This is a genomic window from Acetobacterium carbinolicum (assembly GCF_047456275.1).
GTDB lineage: Bacteria > Bacillota > Clostridia > Eubacteriales > Eubacteriaceae > Acetobacterium > Acetobacterium carbinolicum.
This window is the reverse complement of record NZ_CP173357.1, coordinates 689,149-707,765: the sequence shown is the minus strand read 5'-3', so window position 1 is coordinate 707,765 and position 18,617 is coordinate 689,149. Positions and strand designations below refer to the sequence as shown.

General features: G+C 43.1%; 13 protein-coding genes, 12 tRNA genes and 3 rRNA genes. 4 read left to right on the top strand and 24 right to left on the bottom strand.

All coding sequences use genetic code 11. The annotated features are described in order from the left end of the window. Positions 1–32: 32 nt before the first annotated feature. Entirely contained in the window at positions 33–1,247 is a 1,215-nt protein-coding gene (locus ACIZ62_RS03295) for an AI-2E family transporter (protein ID WP_414151211.1), read from the bottom strand. Positions 1,248–1,440: 193 nt separating this feature from the next. Between ACIZ62_RS03295 and lspA the strand changes: the two genes are divergently transcribed. Next, entirely contained in the window at positions 1,441–1,920 is a 480-nt protein-coding gene (gene lspA / locus ACIZ62_RS03290) for a signal peptidase II (protein ID WP_414151210.1), read from the top strand. Between the two features lie 86 nt (positions 1,921–2,006). On the opposite strand, the gene ACIZ62_RS03285 is transcribed toward lspA, so the two are convergent. After that, positions 2,007–2,690: a GntR family transcriptional regulator gene (locus ACIZ62_RS03285; RefSeq protein WP_111887965.1), complete on the bottom strand. Its 684-nt coding sequence runs from the start codon at positions 2,688–2,690 to the stop codon at positions 2,007–2,009. Beyond that, positions 2,680–3,558: a 4-(cytidine 5'-diphospho)-2-C-methyl-D-erythritol kinase gene (gene ispE, locus ACIZ62_RS03280; protein WP_414151209.1), complete on the bottom strand. Its 879-nt coding sequence runs from the start codon at positions 3,556–3,558 to the stop codon at positions 2,680–2,682. The genes ACIZ62_RS03285 and ispE overlap by 11 nt, the downstream gene beginning before the upstream one ends. A 154-nt stretch (positions 3,559–3,712) precedes the next feature. Between ispE and ACIZ62_RS03275 the strand changes: the two genes are divergently transcribed. After that, entirely contained in the window at positions 3,713–4,414 is a 702-nt protein-coding gene (locus ACIZ62_RS03275) for a uracil-DNA glycosylase (protein WP_111887967.1), read from the top strand. A gap of 9 nt (positions 4,415–4,423) precedes the next feature. Here ACIZ62_RS03275 and aroD read toward each other — a convergent pair whose 3' ends face one another. The 21 genes from aroD to ACIZ62_RS03170 form a co-directional block, all read right to left on the bottom strand. After that, entirely contained in the window at positions 4,424–5,182 is a 759-nt protein-coding gene (gene aroD / locus ACIZ62_RS03270; RefSeq protein WP_414151208.1) for a type I 3-dehydroquinate dehydratase, read from the bottom strand. A 67-nt stretch (positions 5,183–5,249) separates the two neighbouring features. Beyond that, positions 5,250–6,257 (bottom strand): nucleoid-associated protein, encoded by a 1,008-nt coding sequence (locus ACIZ62_RS03265; RefSeq protein ID WP_414151207.1) that lies wholly within the window; start codon positions 6,255–6,257, stop codon positions 5,250–5,252. Positions 6,258–6,359: 102 nt separating this feature from the next. After that, positions 6,360–6,436: transfer RNA gene (locus ACIZ62_RS03260), tRNA-Arg, on the bottom strand. A 64-nt stretch (positions 6,437–6,500) separates the two neighbouring features. Further along, a tRNA-Gly gene (locus tag ACIZ62_RS03255) sits at positions 6,501–6,575 on the bottom strand. Between the two features lie 7 nt (positions 6,576–6,582). Continuing rightward, positions 6,583–6,667, bottom strand: a tRNA-Leu gene (locus tag ACIZ62_RS03250). A gap of 208 nt (positions 6,668–6,875) precedes the next feature. Beyond that, a tRNA-Gly gene (locus ACIZ62_RS03245) sits at positions 6,876–6,950 on the bottom strand. 266 nt (positions 6,951–7,216) lie between these two features. Next, complete coding sequence (locus tag ACIZ62_RS03240) at positions 7,217–7,717, bottom strand: EutP/PduV family microcompartment system protein (RefSeq protein ID WP_111887971.1); 501 nt, start codon at positions 7,715–7,717, stop codon at positions 7,217–7,219. Between the two features lie 15 nt (positions 7,718–7,732). Next, the gene (locus ACIZ62_RS03235) at positions 7,733–8,107 is read right to left on the bottom strand and encodes a BMC domain-containing protein (protein WP_111887972.1); all 375 of its coding nucleotides are present in this window, start codon (positions 8,105–8,107) and stop codon (positions 7,733–7,735) included. A 200-nt stretch (positions 8,108–8,307) separates the two neighbouring features. After that, positions 8,308–8,383: transfer RNA gene (locus tag ACIZ62_RS03230), tRNA-Lys, on the bottom strand. Between the two features lie 261 nt (positions 8,384–8,644). Next, positions 8,645–8,729: transfer RNA gene (locus tag ACIZ62_RS03225), tRNA-Tyr, on the bottom strand. A gap of 29 nt (positions 8,730–8,758) precedes the next feature. Beyond that, positions 8,759–8,834 (bottom strand) — tRNA-Thr (locus ACIZ62_RS03220). Positions 8,835–9,005: 171 nt separating this feature from the next. Beyond that, positions 9,006–9,082: transfer RNA gene (locus tag ACIZ62_RS03215), tRNA-Asp, on the bottom strand. Positions 9,083–9,097: 15 nt separating this feature from the next. After that, positions 9,098–9,172: transfer RNA gene (locus tag ACIZ62_RS03210), tRNA-Glu, on the bottom strand. Positions 9,173–9,224: 52 nt separating this feature from the next. After that, positions 9,225–9,299 (bottom strand) — tRNA-Asn (locus tag ACIZ62_RS03205). Between the two features lie 9 nt (positions 9,300–9,308). After that, positions 9,309–9,425: ribosomal RNA gene (gene rrf, locus ACIZ62_RS03200) — 5S ribosomal RNA — on the bottom strand. 210 nt (positions 9,426–9,635) lie between these two features. Further along, positions 9,636–12,496, bottom strand: a 23S ribosomal RNA gene (locus tag ACIZ62_RS03195). A 243-nt stretch (positions 12,497–12,739) separates the two neighbouring features. Continuing rightward, a tRNA-Ile gene (locus ACIZ62_RS03190) sits at positions 12,740–12,816 on the bottom strand. Between the two features lie 19 nt (positions 12,817–12,835). After that, positions 12,836–12,911: transfer RNA gene (locus tag ACIZ62_RS03185), tRNA-Ala, on the bottom strand. Between the two features lie 101 nt (positions 12,912–13,012). Further along, positions 13,013–14,531, bottom strand: a 16S ribosomal RNA gene (locus ACIZ62_RS03180). Together the 16S, 23S and 5S rRNA genes with 8 tRNA genes alongside form the textbook arrangement of a ribosomal RNA operon. A 412-nt stretch (positions 14,532–14,943) precedes the next feature. Beyond that, positions 14,944–15,861: a DMT family transporter gene (locus ACIZ62_RS03175; RefSeq protein WP_414151206.1), complete on the bottom strand. Its 918-nt coding sequence runs from the start codon at positions 15,859–15,861 to the stop codon at positions 14,944–14,946. Positions 15,862–15,977: 116 nt separating this feature from the next. Next, complete coding sequence (locus ACIZ62_RS03170) at positions 15,978–16,598, bottom strand: NUDIX hydrolase (RefSeq protein ID WP_414151205.1); 621 nt, start codon at positions 16,596–16,598, stop codon at positions 15,978–15,980. A 213-nt stretch (positions 16,599–16,811) separates the two neighbouring features. Between ACIZ62_RS03170 and ACIZ62_RS03165 the strand changes: the two genes are divergently transcribed. Both ACIZ62_RS03165 and ACIZ62_RS03160 read left to right on the top strand, forming a co-directional pair. Beyond that, a complete protein-coding gene (locus tag ACIZ62_RS03165) occupies positions 16,812–17,174 on the top strand; it encodes a PadR family transcriptional regulator (protein ID WP_111887975.1) in 363 nt (120 codons plus the stop codon). Then, positions 17,162–18,517 carry a permease prefix domain 1-containing protein gene (locus ACIZ62_RS03160; protein WP_111887976.1) on the top strand — a complete coding sequence of 452 codons (1,356 nt, stop codon included), beginning with the start codon at positions 17,162–17,164 and terminating at the stop codon, positions 18,515–18,517. Before ACIZ62_RS03165 ends, ACIZ62_RS03160 begins: the two co-directional genes overlap by 13 nt. Positions 18,518–18,617: the final 100 nt, after the last annotated feature.

Sequence of the window (18,617 nt, the reverse complement as noted above, 5' to 3'; positions counted from 1 at the left end):
CCCAGCAATTATGCACATTTTTATTTAGCTGATTATTCAAGCGGTTTCTCGAGCAGTTCTTTTTTTTGTTCCCAGCGTGTTAAGCCTTCTTCAAAAAAGACCTTAATTACGGCAAACATCGGGATCGCCACAAACATGCCCGGAATGCCGAAGAGACTGCCTCCGACTATGACAGAGAACAACACCCAAAAGGGATTGAGTTCGACAATTTTCCCCAGCACATTGGGGGCTAAAACATTCCCGTCAAACTGTTGTACAACCAAAATCCAGATCCCGACCCAAAGCGCCTTAACCGGTTCATCAATTAAGGTAATGATAACAGCCGGAACTGCTCCGATAATGGGACCGAAATAAGGAATCACATTGGTAATCGCCACAATAACGCCGAATAAGGGAGCATAATCGACACCGATCACCAACATTCCCAAATAGAAAAGAAATCCAATTAACATCGAAGTAAGTATTTTTCCGGTAAAATATTTGTAAAAAATTTCATCGATGGTCAGGATCGCCCAGTGGGAACCGTTGTATAAGGTTTTATTCATCACCGCTTTGGCAAAACGGTCCACCTGTTCACTAATTTTTTCTTTATCCAGCATCAGATATAGCCCCACAAAAAACACAATAAAGAAAGAAATAATAAACCCGATGGTTCCTTTTAAAAAGACGAAGGCAAAATTCCCAATATTTATTATGGAATCCGGATTTGTTCCAAAATATGATGCAATCTCGTTTATTATATCCCTGGTCGTCATACTTTGAAGACTGTCAATGGTAAACTTAAGCTCCGCTAAAATATCCTGGGCAGCGCCGCCATTGGCCAGGCTTTCACCCAGATAATTATCAATGGTGATTAAATACTCCGGCGTTTGAGAAATCAACCCCGTCAAACTTTCTACCACTGATGGAATGGTTGCATAAAAAAACAAGACAATCAGTACAATGGTGATCGCATAGACGATCAGGATCGAAATCAGTCGAATCGCTCCGGCTTTGTCCCGACTTTTAGGAATGGTCTTAAAAATGAACTTTTCAATTCCCCGCATTGGTTTAAACAAAAAATACGCCAGCACTACGCCCACTAAAATAGGCCTCAATACTTCCAGCGTTCTGGTAATAAATCCGCCAACAGTTGCCGTCACCACGCCAAAATTATCCAATAGTTTGTAAATCAGAACCAGAATCAGCACACCAACCAAAAAGTAGCTATATTTTTTTACAAGTTCGAGATCAATTTTAAATTTCAAATGCCCCTCCAGTACTGTTATAAGCTCGAATTATATCTTAACATTTTACCAGAATAATTTAAAGAAGTTTCAAACAGATTCTTAAATTATGATTAAACTAAAATAAAATCGCCATGTATTAAAGTTTTCCTTGTCTTTTAGAGAAAACTATCATAATATTTTCATATACTTAATTATTTGTTTAGGAGCAACCATGATTTATATCGCTATTATCCTTTTTGTTATTTTCCTGGACCAGTATACAAAATACCTGGTCATTGCACATATAAAACCCCTTGACAGTCTACCGCTGATCCCAAATGTTTTTCATTTAACCTATATCGAAAACACCGGTGCAGCATTTAGTCTGTTTACTAACATGCAGATATTTTTAATTATTATGACCCTGGTTTTTCTTGGTGTACTCATTTACTTCTTAATCAAAATACCCAACATCAAAGAAAATCGCGTCATTAATGGCTCGCTTGCCTTTATCATTGGTGGTGCTGCTGGTAATTTACTGGACCGGCTACGCCTTGATTTTGTGGTAGATTTCCTTGATTTTCGAATGATTAAATTTGCCATTTTTAATTTCGCCGATGTTTTTGTGGTATGCGGTAGCATCATTCTTGTTCTGGCATTATTTAATAATAAAAATTTCTTAGAGAACAATGATTTCGGCACTCTAGAGTAAAGTTTGCTTCCCGCAATCCACTTTAATCAAAACGCTTCCCTAAAAATAACAAATCATTTTTTCAGGGAAGCGTTTTTTATCTTTCGTTACTCTGTTTTTTTCAACAAACCAAGCATGCTATCGCCGGTGGTAAAAATATGGTCGCAGGCGGCAAGATTGGCTTTTTTACACGCACCCTTTTCAATTTGCCGGATAATTTCCATATGCTGATTCACCAGCGGCGTTTTATCTTCAATCCGATGCACATACTCGGCCCGAAACCGCTGCATCTGTTCCCGCAGGCTGTTAATCATCGTTTGCAATTTTACATTTTTCGATGCCCTATAAATGGTCTCATGAATATGCATATCGTGTTTAATGATCCCCTCTTCGTCATTATGCAAAGCGGACTCCCCAAATAACTCATTGGCTTCATAAAGCCGGCTAATTTCGTCTTTTGTAGCATTCATGGCCGCCAACTCCGCCGCCAGACCTTCCAGCGCCCGGCGGATTTCCATCATTTCTTTGAGGTCATTAACTGACATTGGCGTCACATAAACGCCCTTTCGTGGCACCATTTTTACCAGTCCTTCGAGTTCAAGTTTTCTGATTGATTCTCTCACCGGTGTTCTGCTGACACCCATTTGCTCTGCCAGTTGAACCTCCATTAAGCGTTGTCCCGGCTGAAGTTCACCAGTAATAATGGCGCAACGAATGGTTTCAAAAACGATTTCTCGCAGCGGCTTGCAAGAACTTATATCGAGGCTTAAGCCTTTTTTTTCACTCCACATAATTTTCTCCTCCACTTTCCTCCGTTTTACTCAAAAAACACAGGGGGTATATTTCTTTAAATTGCTGCCACATTTTTACTGCTAATTCCCAGTCCGCGTAATATCCAATAACCGTGGAACCACTACCGGTCATGATCGACGCCAGTGCTCCCGTAGCCAGCATTTCTTTTTTGATCGCTGCTATTTCAGGATAATCTGCAAAGGCAACGGCTTCAAAAACGTTTCCGACGACCTCGTTAAGCTCATGATAAGCATCTTGTTTTAGCAATGCCATAAGCGCCGAGATATCCGGGTGTTTTTTTATGATTGAATTATCCAGTTTTTTAAAGGCCCAGGGGGTAGCGATATCAATATCCGGTTTCACGACCAGAATCGTCATCTTTCTTAAATCGCCAATGGGTGTAATCTTTTCTCCGATTCCTTCCACCAGAGCCGTACCACCAACCAAACAATAGGGAACATCTGCTCCAATGGTAACCGCAATTTTCAAAAGTTCCGACTGCGAGAGTCCCAGTTGCCATAAGGTATTTAGCCCTTTTAAAGCTGCGGCAGCATCGCTGCTACCACCCGCCAGACCTGCCTGAGCGGGAATTCTTTTTTCCAGATGAATCTTGGCGCCTCGTTTAATCGTGAATTGGTTTTGAAGTTTTAGGGCCACTTTGATGACCAGATTTCTCTCATCCAGGGGAATGGTGTGCTCATTGGAAGTCAACACAATTCCTTGCTCCCGAGGGTAAAAGGTCAGTACATCAGCCAGTTCGATGGAATGATTAATCATCCTCATTTCATGATAGCCATCTTCCCTGATCCCGGTCACATCCAAGGATAGATTGACCTTTGCTCGAGCTTTTAAAATAATCTTACTCATACGCCCTCTCAATGCACTCATAATATTGTATACTTTATCCATTATAACATAATCCCTCTTTTATGGAAATAAAAATCCGGGTTGAAAACCTGCTTTTATAGTGTATAATCAAGAGATCATACACGATAAAACCAATGCATAGGAGAACGCAACCATGCCAATTCATTTTAATAACGATTGGGAAGAGCCCATTCAACAGGAAATCAAAACTGACTATTATCAAAACCTGCGACTTTTTTTAATTAAAGAATATCGAAGTCGGGTGGTCTATCCGCCGATGGATGAAATTTTTAATGCCTTTCACTTAACGCCATTATCAAAAACCAAGGTTTGTATTATCGGCCAGGACCCCTATCATGGACCAGGCCAGGCTCATGGCCTGGCTTTTTCTGTCAAACCCGGGGTTTCGATCCCCCCTTCACTGCTTAACATCTACAAAGAACTGGAAGCCGATTTGGGCTGCCCGATTCCCAGCCATGGCTGTTTAACTGCCTGGGCTGAGCAAGGGGTACTACTGCTCAATGCCGTTCTGACCGTCCGGGGCGGTGAAGCCGGTTCCCATCGCAATGCCGGTTGGGAGATTTTCACCAGCCGGATCATTGAACGATTGAACACCCGGGCCGAACCGGTTATTTTTATTCTCTGGGGTCGCGATGCTCAAAACAAAAAAGCCCTGATTACCAACCCCCGACATCCGATTATCACCTCACCCCACCCTAGTCCATTGTCAGCCCACCGGGGATTTTTCGGCAGTCGACCTTTTTCCAAAGCAAACGACCTGCTGAAGGCCCAGGGAATTGAGCCCATTGACTGGGGTATTAAGGATCTTGATTTCCCTATCATCGAAAAAAAATAGCTCTGATATTTATATCAGAGCCATTCTTTTTCGTAAGTCGATTATTTCTTCCAGACTGAGCTGACCAGGCGCTGTTTTCCCGGCTCCCGCCGCAAAGGTCAGGGAACCGCCGCACAAATCAGGTGCTATTCGGGTTATTGACCCCAATGATCCCATCGCAATGGCAATCATCGGCTTCTGGGATTTTTCGTTGTAAGTGAGGGTGGCCTGGATCAGGTGGCGGACGTCATCCATTGACTGCGGCATCACTGCCAGTTTTAGGACATCGCCGCCGGCCGCTTCCATGGCTCTAAAAACAGCGTTTATTTCCTCTGTAGTCGGGGTCTTTTCAAAGTTATGATGAGAAACCAGCCATTGGCTTTCACTTGCTTTTAAAGCCCCTGTAATCCGCTCCAGAAAAGCCGGCTCGCTATTAAGTTCCACGTCCACATAGTCGACCCGGTTACTTTTTATCGCTGCAATGATTGCGGCTGTCCGGATTTCATCTGCGGTTTCACAAACGCCGCCCTCCAGATGACTGCGATAAGTATAAATAAGTCCCTGATCGGGCATTCTTGTTTTTATATCAACTAACAAATCCTGTTCTTCTTCCGCCGTGAGCCGTTCCCCCACCATGAAATGATCGCGACGCCACTCCAGAAAATCACAACCATTTGCCACTCCCACTTCAACATCAGCTATTAATTCATCGCGATTGGCACTGATCAATGGAATACACGAGATAAAGGTGTTTTTTCTGATTAATTTAAATGCTTTTTTCGTCTTCATAAAATTCTTCCTTCCACATTTATGATTCATCATTGCAAAAGTGCCCTCCGGTTAACGAAGCGACTATTTATTTCTGGTTTAGCAGTCCAATATTCTTGATTTCCACGGAGATGGTACCATCCGGATTATTTTTAAACTCAATGATATCATTTCGCTTCAGCTGGTCCATCGGAATACTGATTTCAATGCCCGTATCGGTAATAAATTTTTGTTTGCCAAAGATCTTCTTTTCAATATTCGGGGTGACCGGGATCTTTTTTTCGTAGAGCCCTTTTTCTTCCAAGGACGACCTGAACCGCTCCTGAATGGTCGAATCCCCGTCAAAAACCGTTTTAGCCAGATTGTCCACGTCGATTTCGCTTTCGGTTTCATAATCATCAGCCAGCACTGTTTTAGCGGCATTGAGCTTTTGATAATCACCGCCATATTCTCTGACAATCACTTCTTTGACTGTTTTATCGATAATGTCATAGGCCTCTTTTTCCGATATCGCCGGCTCACAGAAAACTAATTGATTGGAAATATAATAATCTTTCTCATTATTGATTGGATACTTCTTTTCCTTGATCAGAACCTCATCACAAGCCAGATTAATGAGAATGAATTCATCCAGTTTCTGACTTTCTGTTGGCAGTACACAGGGTTGAACCAGAATATCATTGGTCAGACCTTTGTCAGTATTCACATAGTGAATATAACCCTGCTTATAATTAAACTTGAATATGCCCAAATAAGTTTCATGCTCGACATTAAAATCCACAAAAACCAGATCGGCAGATGGTATTTCGATGTTTTCTTGCATATATTCAAAAAATAGCTGGGATATTTCCGAACTAATCCGAACAAGCTCGTGGGGATTATTCTTGTAATCAATAATCCGGTCTTTAAAAGGACTGCCCGTCCGAAAGACAGTCCGTTTGATCTCCGGATCTTTTATTGATCTTTCCACATGCTTTTCCACATATTCTTTCACTGTTACGGTCATGTTCAGGAGCATATCCGATAACACCGGGATGTTTGCGTTGGTGTCCAATACATGCAAGATTGCTTTGTTAATGCTGATTTCTGATTTCATTTTATTTTCCTATTCTGATTTTGTCTGATTTCTCTTAATCTCATTTACATCTTCTTTTGCGTAAATAAAAAACAGCCACGAATGACTGTTTAAGCACGTTTATGGTACGCCCAGAGGGGCTCGAACCCCCAACCTACTGGTTCGAAGCCAGGCACTCTATCCAATTGAGCTATGGGCGCACATAAGTAGATTAAAAAAGAATGATTGGGATAAATACCCAACCGATTCAGATTTATTAAATTTTGGAGCGGAAGACGAGATTTGAACTCGCGACCCTCGCCTTGGCAAGGCGATGCTCTACCACTGAGCCACTTCCGCTTATAAATGGTGCGGATGAAGGGACTTGAACCCATACATCATTCGATACTAGATCCTAAGTCTAGCGCGTCTGCCAATTCCGCCACATCCGCTAAAGCAATTGTTGTATCTGTAACGTGCCTGATTATAATAACAAAATACGTAGGTTTTGTCAACCCGTTTCGGAACTTTTTTCGACTTTTTTATTTATTCAATGCGATTTTAAAAGATTCCTAATATTTCGCTTTAATCCGTTAAAAGAGCGTAAAATCGCTATTTGCAACTTTACACTCCTGATTCAATGCCACTATTATCTTAATATGGAGCGGAAGACGAGATTCGAACTCGCGACCCCCGGCTTGGGAAGCCAGTGCTCTACCACTGAGCCACTTCCGCAACGGTACTATTATAACAATTAATTCATCATTCTGCAAGCATTTTGTTCTTGCAATTCAATTTTCATTAGTGTTCCATCCTCCAGCTAAAAGGTTTTATTAGGTGTTTGCAAAACTCAATAAATCCCTTGGATAAGTCATTTCTTGTATAGTATATTTATACAGCTCCTCACCAAATCAGCTTATATTTATCCAAAATTGATTTGGAATAGCTTATTTACGTCAGTTTTTATAATTAGTTTCGCAATTACCTAAAAGGTTTTATTGCTACATCATTTTAGTTGATATGACATTTCTAGGTTTTTCAGCTTCTGATTTCTTATCCCAGGGCAAGATATCACCTTCATCTTTGAGATAATCAAGGATTTCCCAAATACCTTCACCAGTATAAGAGCTTACTCTAAAAATCGTATCACATCCAGCTAATTCCAGCCAACTCACTGCCTGTTCCACATCAGCGCCAGAGGCATCAATCTGAGTAACCACACCAATACAGGGTCGATTTGCAACGGGAGTAATACATGGCGGATAAAGCGAATAAGGCTCCGTTGCATTAATTAAAAGAGCTACCACATCCGCCTCATAAGAATACAAGGCTAATGCTCTAGCTAAACCTTTCGTTTCTGCATATTCCCCTGGGGTATCAATCACTACATCATAATGATTGACATACTGGGTTTTTTCGTAACGAATCTCTTTTCCTTTTAAGGCTTGTCGTAATGTTGTTTTTCCACATTCACTTCGACCGACTAATATCATTTTTTTCATGTTATGCCTTCACTCTCAGGTTTTTGTAATCTCACAAATTGTAAATTTCAAGGTGTTTTGCAAATAAGTTAAAATCGTTGTGATCGCAGACTCCACCTCTGATATTCTCCCGGTAAACATCAGCGTACCACTGAATCGATCAATAAACCCCAAATCAATAACCGATGTTTTTATAGCTAAATCTCCGGCAATCACCGATATTTCTGATGGTGTCATACTCAGTATCCCGATCGCTGCTTTCTGATAATCAACACTGGGATTCAAGCCCAGTTTTTTATAAACAATTTCATCTGGGCTGGCAATGATATGAGCTAATGTTACTTGCTTACCGGGAACTGTTTCTTGAATAATCCTTAGTTTTCCGTCATTCATATTTAAAATATTTTCCATTAAAATGCCTCCTTTTCTTGATGTCTTTATATTCATTTAATATTACCGAGTAATTATATCACTTTAAGAAGAAATTAAAATGGAATCGTCTAATTTTTAACTGTATTTTTTCTATAATATCATGGAATATTTCAGCCTTTTTATGCTTGCTAATTCAAAAAAGCAAAAAAACCGCATCATCTGCGGCTAAATTTAGAAATTGGTGACCCATGGGCGACTTGAACGCCCGACACCCTGATTAAAAGTCAGATGCTCTACCAACTGAGCTAATGGGTCATGCTATAATTTACTTTTTGTCTGTCTCCAAACGATTATGAATACTCCCGTTTGCCTAACTAAGTGATTCACACCAAATCAAAGATTTGGGTTCTCTACTTGGCAACTGAGCTAATGGGTATTTAGAGGAGCGTATTTTATTCGAAAACTCTTCTCATCCTAATTGGATGAGTTTTCAATTAAAATGCGTTAGCTTTATCACTGTTGTCTCGCTATGCTCAACTGCCGACCAATTTTAGGTATAAAATTGGGATAAAACGTTGGTGGGAGAAGATGGATTCGAACCATCGTAGACGTTGTCAACGGATTTACAGTCCGCCCCCTTTAGCCACTCGGGCATTCTCCCAGATGTCTAAATAATTCTTGACATAAAAATGGAGCTGATGAACGGACTCGAACCGTTAACCTGCTGATTACAAATCAGCTGCTCTGCCAATTGAGCCACATCAGCTTAATGATAAAATATTGACACATATAAATTACGTTGCTTTAAATCACAGCCAATCAACTCAGCGATTCATTCAAAAATGTTCACTTCCTACGGTCGTGCATTTTTGGTTCTCTGCTTATGCCAATTGAGCCACATCAGCTTAATAAAAGTGTTTGACATATTTGTTTTAGATGGCGACCTGGAAGAGACTCGAACTCTCGACCTCCAGCGTGACAGGCTGGCATTCTAACCAACTGAACTACCAGGCCGCGTGAATATGAAATTGGTGACCCCTAGGAGACTCGAACTCCTGTTACCGCCGTGAAAGGGCGGTGTCTTAACCGCTTGACCAAGGGGCCGTAATAAATGCGGATATGAATCATTATGGTTCACACCCGCTTGATGTCTTAATGGCTCCCCAGGCTGGATTTGAACCAGCAACCTATCGGTTAACAGCCGAGTGCTCCACCGTTGAGCTACTGAGGATTATTTAAAATCCCGCAACGTCCTATCCTCCCAGGCAGTTGCCCACCAAGTACTTTCGGCGCTGGAAGACTTTACTTCTGTGTTCGGTATGGGAACAGGTGTGGCCCTTCCGCCATCGTCGCGAGACTTATTTAGCTTTGTTTTGCTAAAAACAAATAGGTTTGAAGGAGCGTTAGCGGTCAGACCGGCTAAATGGCCCATCTTTTTTTCTAAAAATAATCCTTAAAAATCAAACTGTTTTTAGAGAAAAAGATGATCCTCATCCCTACTTGCTATTTTATTAAGTTGTTTTTCGGTGATCATCGATCACTGGAAACAGCACAGTGTATAAAATCTTGGATCAAGACCTCGGTCGATTAGTACTGGTCAGCTCCATATGTTGCCATACTTCCACATCCAGCCTATCTACCTGATCGTCTATCAGGGACCTTAACCTTTCGGTGAGATATCTTATCTTGAAGGGGGCTTCGTGCTTAGATGCCTTCAGCACTTATCCTTTCCAAACTTAGCTACCCAGCTATGCTCCTGGCGGAACAACTGGTGCACCAGTGGTTTGTCCGTTCCGGTCCTCTCGTACTAGGAACAGCTCTTCTCAAATATCTAACGCCCACGACGGATAGGGACCGAACTGTCTCACGACGTTCTGAACCCAGCTCGCGTGCCTCTTTAATGGGCGAACAGCCCAACCCTTGGGACCTGCTTCAGCCCCAGGATGAGACGAGCCGACATCGAGGTGCCAAACCTCCCCGTCGATGTGGACTCTTGGGGGAGATAAGCCTGTTATCCCCGAGGTAGCTTTTATCCGTTGAGCGATGGCCCTTCCACTCGGAACCACCGGATCACTAAGCCCGACTTTCGTCTCTGCTCGAGATGTCTCTCTCGCAGTCAATCACCTTTTTGCCTTTGCACTCTAAGAGATGGTTTCCAACCATCCTGAAGGTAACTTTGGGCGCCTCCGATACTTTTTAGGAGGCGACCGCCCCAGTCAAACTGCCCGTCTGACACTGTCCGATGACCGGATTACGGCCACTCGTTAGAATTCCAATCGTACAAGGGTGGTATCCCAAGGGCAACTCCTTCGAAACTAGCGTCCCAAATTCTTTGTCTCCCACCTATCCTGTACGTGCACGATCAAAACTCAATGCCAGATTGCAGTAAAGCTCTACGGGGTCTTTCCGTCCTGTCGCGGGTAACTCGCATCTTCACGAGTACTACAATTTCACCGGGTGTGTTGTCGAGACAGCGCTCAAATCGTTACGCCTTTCGTGCGGGTCAGAACTTACCTGACAAGGAATTTCGCTACCTTAGGACCGTTATAGTTACGGCCGCCGTTTACTGGGGCTTAAATTTGCACCTTCGCTTGCGCTAAGCACTCCTCTTAACCTTCCAGCACCGGGCAGGCGTCAGCCCCTATACATCATCTTTCGATTTAGCAGAGACCTATGTTTTTGCTAAACAGTCGCTTGAGCCTCTTCTCTGCGGCCCCCATAAGGGGGCACTCCTTCTCCCGAAGTTACGGAGTCATTTTGCCGAGTTCCTTAACAACACTTCTCCCGCTCATCTTAGGATTCTCTCCTCGCCTACCTGTGTCGGTTTACGGTACGGGCACCTTCTCTCTCAATAGAAGCTTTTCTTGACAGCGTGAAATCAGCGACTTCCCTACTTATTTTTCGTTCCCCGTCACGCCTTGGCCTTATGAGTAAGGGGATTTGCCTCCCTACTCAGCCTTGACGCTTGGCCCAGCTTTTCCAACCGCTGGGTTCGCTTATCCTTCTGTGTCACTCCATCTCTCAAACAATTAAAGGTGGTACAGGAATTTCAACCTGTTGTCCATCGCCTACGCTGCTCGCCTCGGCTTAGGCCCCGACTTACCCTGAGCGGACGAACCTTCCTCAGGAAACCTTGGGCTTTCGATGGTGAAGATTCTCACTTCACTTTCGCTACTCATGCCAACATTCTCTCTTGTCTTGTGTCCACCAAACCTTACAGTTTCGCTTCGCCCTCAAGACATTGCTCCCCTACCACTATGGTAGTACCATAATCCATCGCTTCGGTGCCAGATTTTAGCCCCGTTCATCTTCGGCGCACAACCACTCGACCAGTGAGCTATTACGCACTCTTTAAATGTGTGGCTGCTTCTAAGCCAACATCCTGGTTGTTTGTGCAGTTGCACATCCTTTCCCACTTAATCTGGACTTGGGGACCTTAGCGGATGGTCTGGGCTGTTTCCCTTTTGACTATGAGACTTATCTCACACAGTCTGACTGCCGTATATAAGTGTATGGCATTCGGAGTTTGATAAGGTTCAGTAATCTTTACGACCCCTAGCCTATTCAGTGCTCTACCTCCATCACTCTCTCTACAACGCTAGCCCTAAAGCTATTTCGGGGAGAACCAGCTATCTCCGTGTTCGATTGGAATTTCACCCCTATCCACAACTCATCCAAGCCTTTTTCAACAGACACTGGTTCGGACCTCCACTTGGTTTTACCCAAGCTTCATCCTGGTCATGGATAGATCACACGGTTTCGGGTCTACAGCATGCAACTAATCGCCCTATTCAGACTCGGTTTCCCTACGGCTCCGTACCTGAAGTACTTAACCTTGCTACATACCGTAACTCGTTGGCCCGTTCTACAAAAAGCACGCAGTCACGTTAGCTCCTGCTGCTTGTAAGCACAGGGTTTCAGTTTCTATTTCACTCCCCTTCCGGGGTTCTTTTCACCTTTCCCTCACGGTACTTTCCGCTATCGGTCAATCAGTAGTATTTAGCCTTGGGGGGTGGGCCCCCCATCTTCCCACAGGGTTACACGTGTCCCGTGGTACTCGTCGATTACCCGTCCATACTATTTTCGTCTACGGGGATCTCACCCTCTGCGTCCGACCTTCCCATGTCGTTCAACTAATAATACAGCCTTGATGTAATCAGGGCTCTTCCTCGTTCGCTCGCCGCTACTAAAGGAATCGATGTTTCTTTCTTTTCCTCTGGGTACTAAGATGTTTCAGTTCCCCAGGTTCCCTCCATAACGCTATGTATTCACGTCACAGTGACTGGTCTTCTACCAGCCGGGTTTCCCCATTCGGATATCTACGCTTTAACGGTTATGTGCACCTACACGTAGCTTTTCGCAGCTTGTCGCGTCCTTCTTCGGCTCTGATTGCCAAGGCATTCACCCTGTGCTCTTTTCTTCTTGATCCTATTTGATGTTACGTTTTCGTGTTAAGAAATTGTATTTCAAAAATTTTATTTATACACTATGCTGTTTTCAATGATCGACGTTTTTACCCAAATTTGTTAAAATTTGGTAAGTCACTAAGCATTAGCGTGTGACTGGTACAAATACTAACGCATTTTTCGACAAAATTCTTCCTTAAATAAATAAGGAATTCTGATGAAAAATACGATCCTTTTGTTTTATGAACTTGCGTTCAGTTTGTTATGGTGGGCTTGGGAGGACTTGAACCTCCGACCTCACGCTTATCAGGCGTGCGCTCTAACCACCTGAGCTACAAGCCCATGCGTTTGTTTTAAAAATTGGTGGAGATGAGGAGACTTGAACTCCTGACCCCCTGCTTGCAAGGCAGGTGCTCTCCCAACTGAGCTACACCCCCCCAACATTAAAACGTATTAAGTTTATGCTGATTGCTTGTGTCTTGTATAACCAAATGGTCATACAAAAGAAAATAGTACCATGACTTCCTGTATTCCCTAGAAAGGAGGTGATCCAGCCGCACCTTCCGATACGGCTACCTTGTTACGACTTCACCCCAATTACTGACCCCACCTTCGGCAGCTGGCTCCTTACGGTTGCCTCACTGACTTCGGGTGTTGCCAACTCTCGTGGTGTGACGGGCGGTGTGTACAAGACCCGGGAACGCATTCACCGCAGCATTCTGATCTGCGATTACTAGCAACTCCAACTTCATGCAGGCGAGTTGCAGCCTGCAATCCGAACTGAGATCTGTTTTAAGGGATTAGCTTCACCTCGCGGTTTCGCAGCCCTCTGTTCAGACCATTGTAGCACGTGTGTAGCCCAGGTCATAAGGGGCATGATGATTTGACGTCGTCCCCACCTTCCTCCGTGTTATCCACGGCAGTCTGCTTAGAGTGCCCAACTAAATGATGGCAACTAACCACAGGGGTTGCGCTCGTTGCGGGACTTAACCCAACATCTCACGACACGAGCTGACGACAACCATGCACCACCTGTCTCTCTGTCCCCGAAGGGAAAGTCTGATCTCTCAGATGGTCAGAGGATGTCAAGACCTGGTAAGGTTCTTCGCGTTGCTTCGAATTAAACCACATGCTCCGCTGCTTGTGCGGGTCCCCGTCAATTCCTTTGAGTTTCAACCTTGCGGTCGTACTCCCCAGGCGGAGTGCTTATTGCGTTAGCTGCGGCACTGAGTCTCCCCAACACCTAGCACTCATCGTTTACGGCGTGGACTACCAGGGTATCTAATCCTGTTTGCTCCCCACGCTTTCGCACCTCAGCGTCAGTATTTGTCCAGCAAGCCGCCTTCGCCACCGGTGTTCCTCCTAATATCTACGCATTTCACCGCTACACTAGGAATTCCACTTGCCTCTCCAATACTCAAGTCTTTCAGTTTCAAATGCATGTCACCGGTTGAGCCGGTACCTTTCACATCTGACTTAAAAAACCGCCTGCGTGCCCTTTACGCCCAGTAAATCCGGACAACGCTTGTCCCCTACGTATTACCGCGGCTGCTGGCACGTAGTTAGCCGGGACTTTCTTCTTGGGTACCGTCTTTTTTTCTTCCCCAATAACAGAGCTTTACGATCCGAAAACCTTCTTCACTCACGCGGTATTGCTGCGTCAGGGTTTCCCCCATTGCGCAATATTCCCCACTGCTGCCTCCCGTAGGAGTCTGGACCGTGTCTCAGTTCCAGTGTGACCGTTCGCCCTCTCAGACCGGTTACCCATCGTCGCCTTGGTGGGCTGTTATCTCACCAACTAGCTAATGGGACGCGGGTCCATCCTATGGCACCGGAGCGTTTAATACATCTGCCATGCGACAAATATATCTTATAAGGCATTACTCCCAGTTTCCCGAGGCTATTCCTTTCCATAGGGTAGGTTACCCACGCGTTACTCACCCGTTCGCCACTTTCTAAAAGATCCGTGCAAGCACTTCTCTTTTGTCTCGTTCGACTTGCATGTGTTAAGCATACCGCCAGCGTTCGTCCTGAGCCAGGATCAAACTCTCAATAAAAGTTTGTATTTAAAGCCGTTAGGCTTAAAATGCTGTCTCATGAATAACTGTGTTTTATACTCTACCGAGTGCAGTTTATCCTCTGCCGAGTTAATGTTTTAAAGAGTGCATCTCTCTGTTTCTATTTTAGCCATCATTCATCCTTGCGGATGTTTCGACTGTTTTACAGGTTTTATGGTACTATTCTCTTTTCTATGACCGCTGCATCTCAGGTGATTTTTAATCATTCCCCACCGAAGAAGCTTTTCTATTGTATCGTCGTTTCTCTTAGTTGTCAAGCTGTTTTTTGAAATTCTTTTAAGTTGTGTTCTATGTTGCTCTGTTTTCGCTGTCGCCGTTTTTGACGACCTTGTTAGTATAAATATTTTCCAACTCTTTGTCAACTGGTTTTTGCAAAAACGTCACATCTTTTTTACTGCCGGTAAAACACTCTTTCCATCCTAAACATCCTGACCAATTTATCACCATCAGTAAGGTTAACAAACGATCCAAATAATATGAAGATCAGTCCAATCCCGATATTTAATGTAATGGCTTCACCCAGAATAATGAATGCAAAAATCGGTGCAACCATCGGTTTGATAAAGAATGCTACTGAAGCCGTGGATGGCCCGGCAATTTCGACCGTTTTCAGATAAAAGTAATAGCCGATCCCAGTCACACATACCCCCAGATAAAAAAGCAGCGGTGCGTTTTTCAGACTTACACCCTGAAAGACGGGTTGACCGCTAACAAACAATATGACCAATAATACCCCCGAGCCCATCAAAAAACTAAAACTGTTTTGAGCTACACCGCCGATTTTACCAATCTTTTTTTTACCATAGGCGGTATACAACCCAAAGGCAATAGCTGCCACCAGGGTCAATAACAAAAACCAGATATTACTTTCGCCGGAGACGAGTTTTTGAGGATTCATCACAATAATCAGCCCGATTATACTAATGGTAAGCGCAATGGCCTTTTTTTTCGTGAATTTTTCATGAACAATAAAGTGAGCAAAGACCATGGTAAATACCGGATTGATCGAAAAAATCAATGCCGCCAAGCTTGCGTTAATGCCCATTAAACCGATTTGGAAAAGCACCATACTAAAGCAGATACAGATTAATCCCAGTATAAAAAGATAACCCAGGTCGCTTTTGCTCAGCTTTATCTTTCTTTTCCTGATATCGCCAATTGCAAAAGGCAACAAAAAAAGCCCTCCTATTAAGAAGCGGATAAAGGTCAGCTGAATTGGATTAAAGGTTGCTCCCCCAATTTTCAAGGCAACCTCCATCGATCCGAAAAGCATCCCGGTTAAAAAAACATAGATGTAGATTTTTTTCATTATTTCCTCTTTCCAGTTATAATTTTACACGACTGGCACAGAACTTTGCACTTGTGCTGCATTGTCATCATTGTGAGAATACTAATCAGCAGTTTAGTAGACTTCCTTCTTTCCCCTTATATTGCCTTTAATAAACAGTAGTTGATTACCAACTCTACGGCAGACTCAACAATTCCCGCTGTCATCCCCCAAATCACATCATCTCGATAGGTATAAAAATTTATCTCATAAGTCCCTTTAACCCAAGGGTAATCTTTTCCACCGGGAATACACTCATAGGGAAAATCGCTGGGTTGCTCGTGACTCAGATGATTGAGATACTTTTTAGGTTCATGTTCTTCAAAAAAACGCACTGCCACAGTAAAAACTTCGCTAACTTCTTCTCGACTGAAACTATACTTATAATCCCTAAGAATTGCAATAAAGGGATGAACAATAAAATTAAACGGCGATATGAAAACATCACCGGGTCCCAGTATTTCGATTTGCTGACGATCAACCAGCAGCTCTTCGATGGTTTCGCGAATTGCTGCTTCCAAAGGTGTTTCACCTTCTTCCAGCCGCCCCCCCGGAAAACAGATTTCTCCCGGCTGACGATTTAATGTCTCTGCGCGTTTTTCAAAAAGAAATGCCGGGCCTTCTTCGGTTTCTAATAAAACTACCAGAACCGCATACTGACTGAAATTTCTTTCACCAATCATTCCCGGTCGCCGCTTATAAAAATTATTTTGCTCCAATTTTTTTACCTCAACTCATCTACTTGAAATACCACACTGACAATTCTCTATTTGCATCGTTCTACGGACTCTATTCTAACATAGAATGACATCCTTGAAAATTAACAACCGTTAAATATTATGTTGTCAATTGCAGAAAAGACTTGCACTACCTAGAAGTTCTATGTATAATACGTTTATACCTAATAGATCTATGTATATAGGAGGTTCTTAATGAATGTATCAAAAGATTTAATTGCAGCCTCTACAACGCCCTTTATTTTATCGATATTAAAGGAGAACGACAGTTATGGCTACGCAATTATCAAAAAAGTTAAAGAATTAACCGGAGACGAGCTAGTCTGGTCCGAGGGGATGCTCTATCCGGTGCTCCATCGTCTTGAAGAAAAAAATTTTATTGTGTCTTATTGGAATAATTCAGATGGTGGACGGAAGCGAAAATACTATAAACTAAAAGAGGAAGGACTGATTGAACTGGAAGTACAAAAGAAACAATGGGATATTATCCATACCGCACTTTCGAAAACCTGGTTTGAAATTATGAACAAGGAGGACTGCTTGCCATGTTTGATTTAGAAAAAAACATCCGTGCTTGGAGTGACTGTCTGCGAAGTCAGGGACATTTTAAGGAAACGGACATTATCGAATTGGAAAGTCATCTGCACGATGAGATCGACGATCTGATCCACACCGGATTATCAGCGGAAGAGGCCTTTTTAATCAGTGTTAAACGTTTTGGCGATACCCATTCGGTTTCTCGGGAATATTCAAAAGTAAATACAGAAAACCTCTGGAAGCAATTGATGTTAGAACCCGAACCCACTGGGATTTCGAGCGAAAATCAGCGCTATATCGGGCTGATTATTCTCTTTTCTTTTTTGGCTGGTACTTTTTTCAAAATTCCCGAACTTTTAGGCTACAGTTTCAATGATCCTCAATATCAACTGTTTTATTTTAAAAATTTGAGTTTTTTCATACTGCCATTAATTGCTCTGTTTTTTCTGTATAAAAATAAAGCCAATTTAAAAACGATTGCCGTGATTCTAGGCATTTTTGCCGGTGCGGCCATCCTGATCAACCTTTATCCTTCGCATTCGCCGAATAATACCGAATTATTGACCGCCCTACATCTGCCACTATTTTTGTGGCTAATCACCGGAGTTGCCTATATCGGTTCGGATTGGCGCAGTAGCCAGGGACGGATGAATTTCATTCGGTTTACCGGTGAATCCGTGATTTACGGCACCCTTATTTTCTGTGGTCTCATCGTTTTAGCGATGTTTACCCAGGCGATTTTTTTCGCTATTCAAATTGATGCCAGTTGGTTTATACAAAATTATTTAATTGTTTATGGCGCCGCAGCAGTGGCCATGATTACTGTCTATCTGGTCGAGACCAAGAAAAGCGTGGTCGAGAATTTTGCTCCGATTCTGGCCAAAATATTCAGTCCGCTTTTCCTGATCATTATGATTGTTTTCCTGCTGGTCCTGGTCGTATCCGGGAGCAGCCCTTTTATGGAAAGAGATTATCTGATCGCCTTTGACTTTATGCTGGCATTGGTTCTCGGCCTGGTTCTTTACACCATTTCGGCCCGAAATCCCTATGCTAAAAACAGGCTTTTTGATTATCTGAATATGGCTCTGATTGTTGCGGCAATGATTATCGATGCGATAGCCTTATCAGCCATCCTGATTCGATTATCCACCTTTGGGATAACACCGAATAAACTAGCTGCACTGGGAGAAAATTTAATTCTACTCGTTAATCTGGGAGGACTGGCCTGGTTGTATGGCCGCTTTTTTCTAAAAAAAATAGATTTTATTAAAATCGAAAACTGGCAGACCACCTATCTTTACATTTTTGCGATCTGGTTAGCTGTCGTTGCCTTTATTTTCCCGATTATTTTTGGTTTTAATTAATAATACCAGCAAACCAAATCGTTGGATTTATTTCTCAATCAAAAATGACCAGTCTGCCCGAATGGGTAACTGGTCATTTTAACTTCAAATTTGTTTTTTA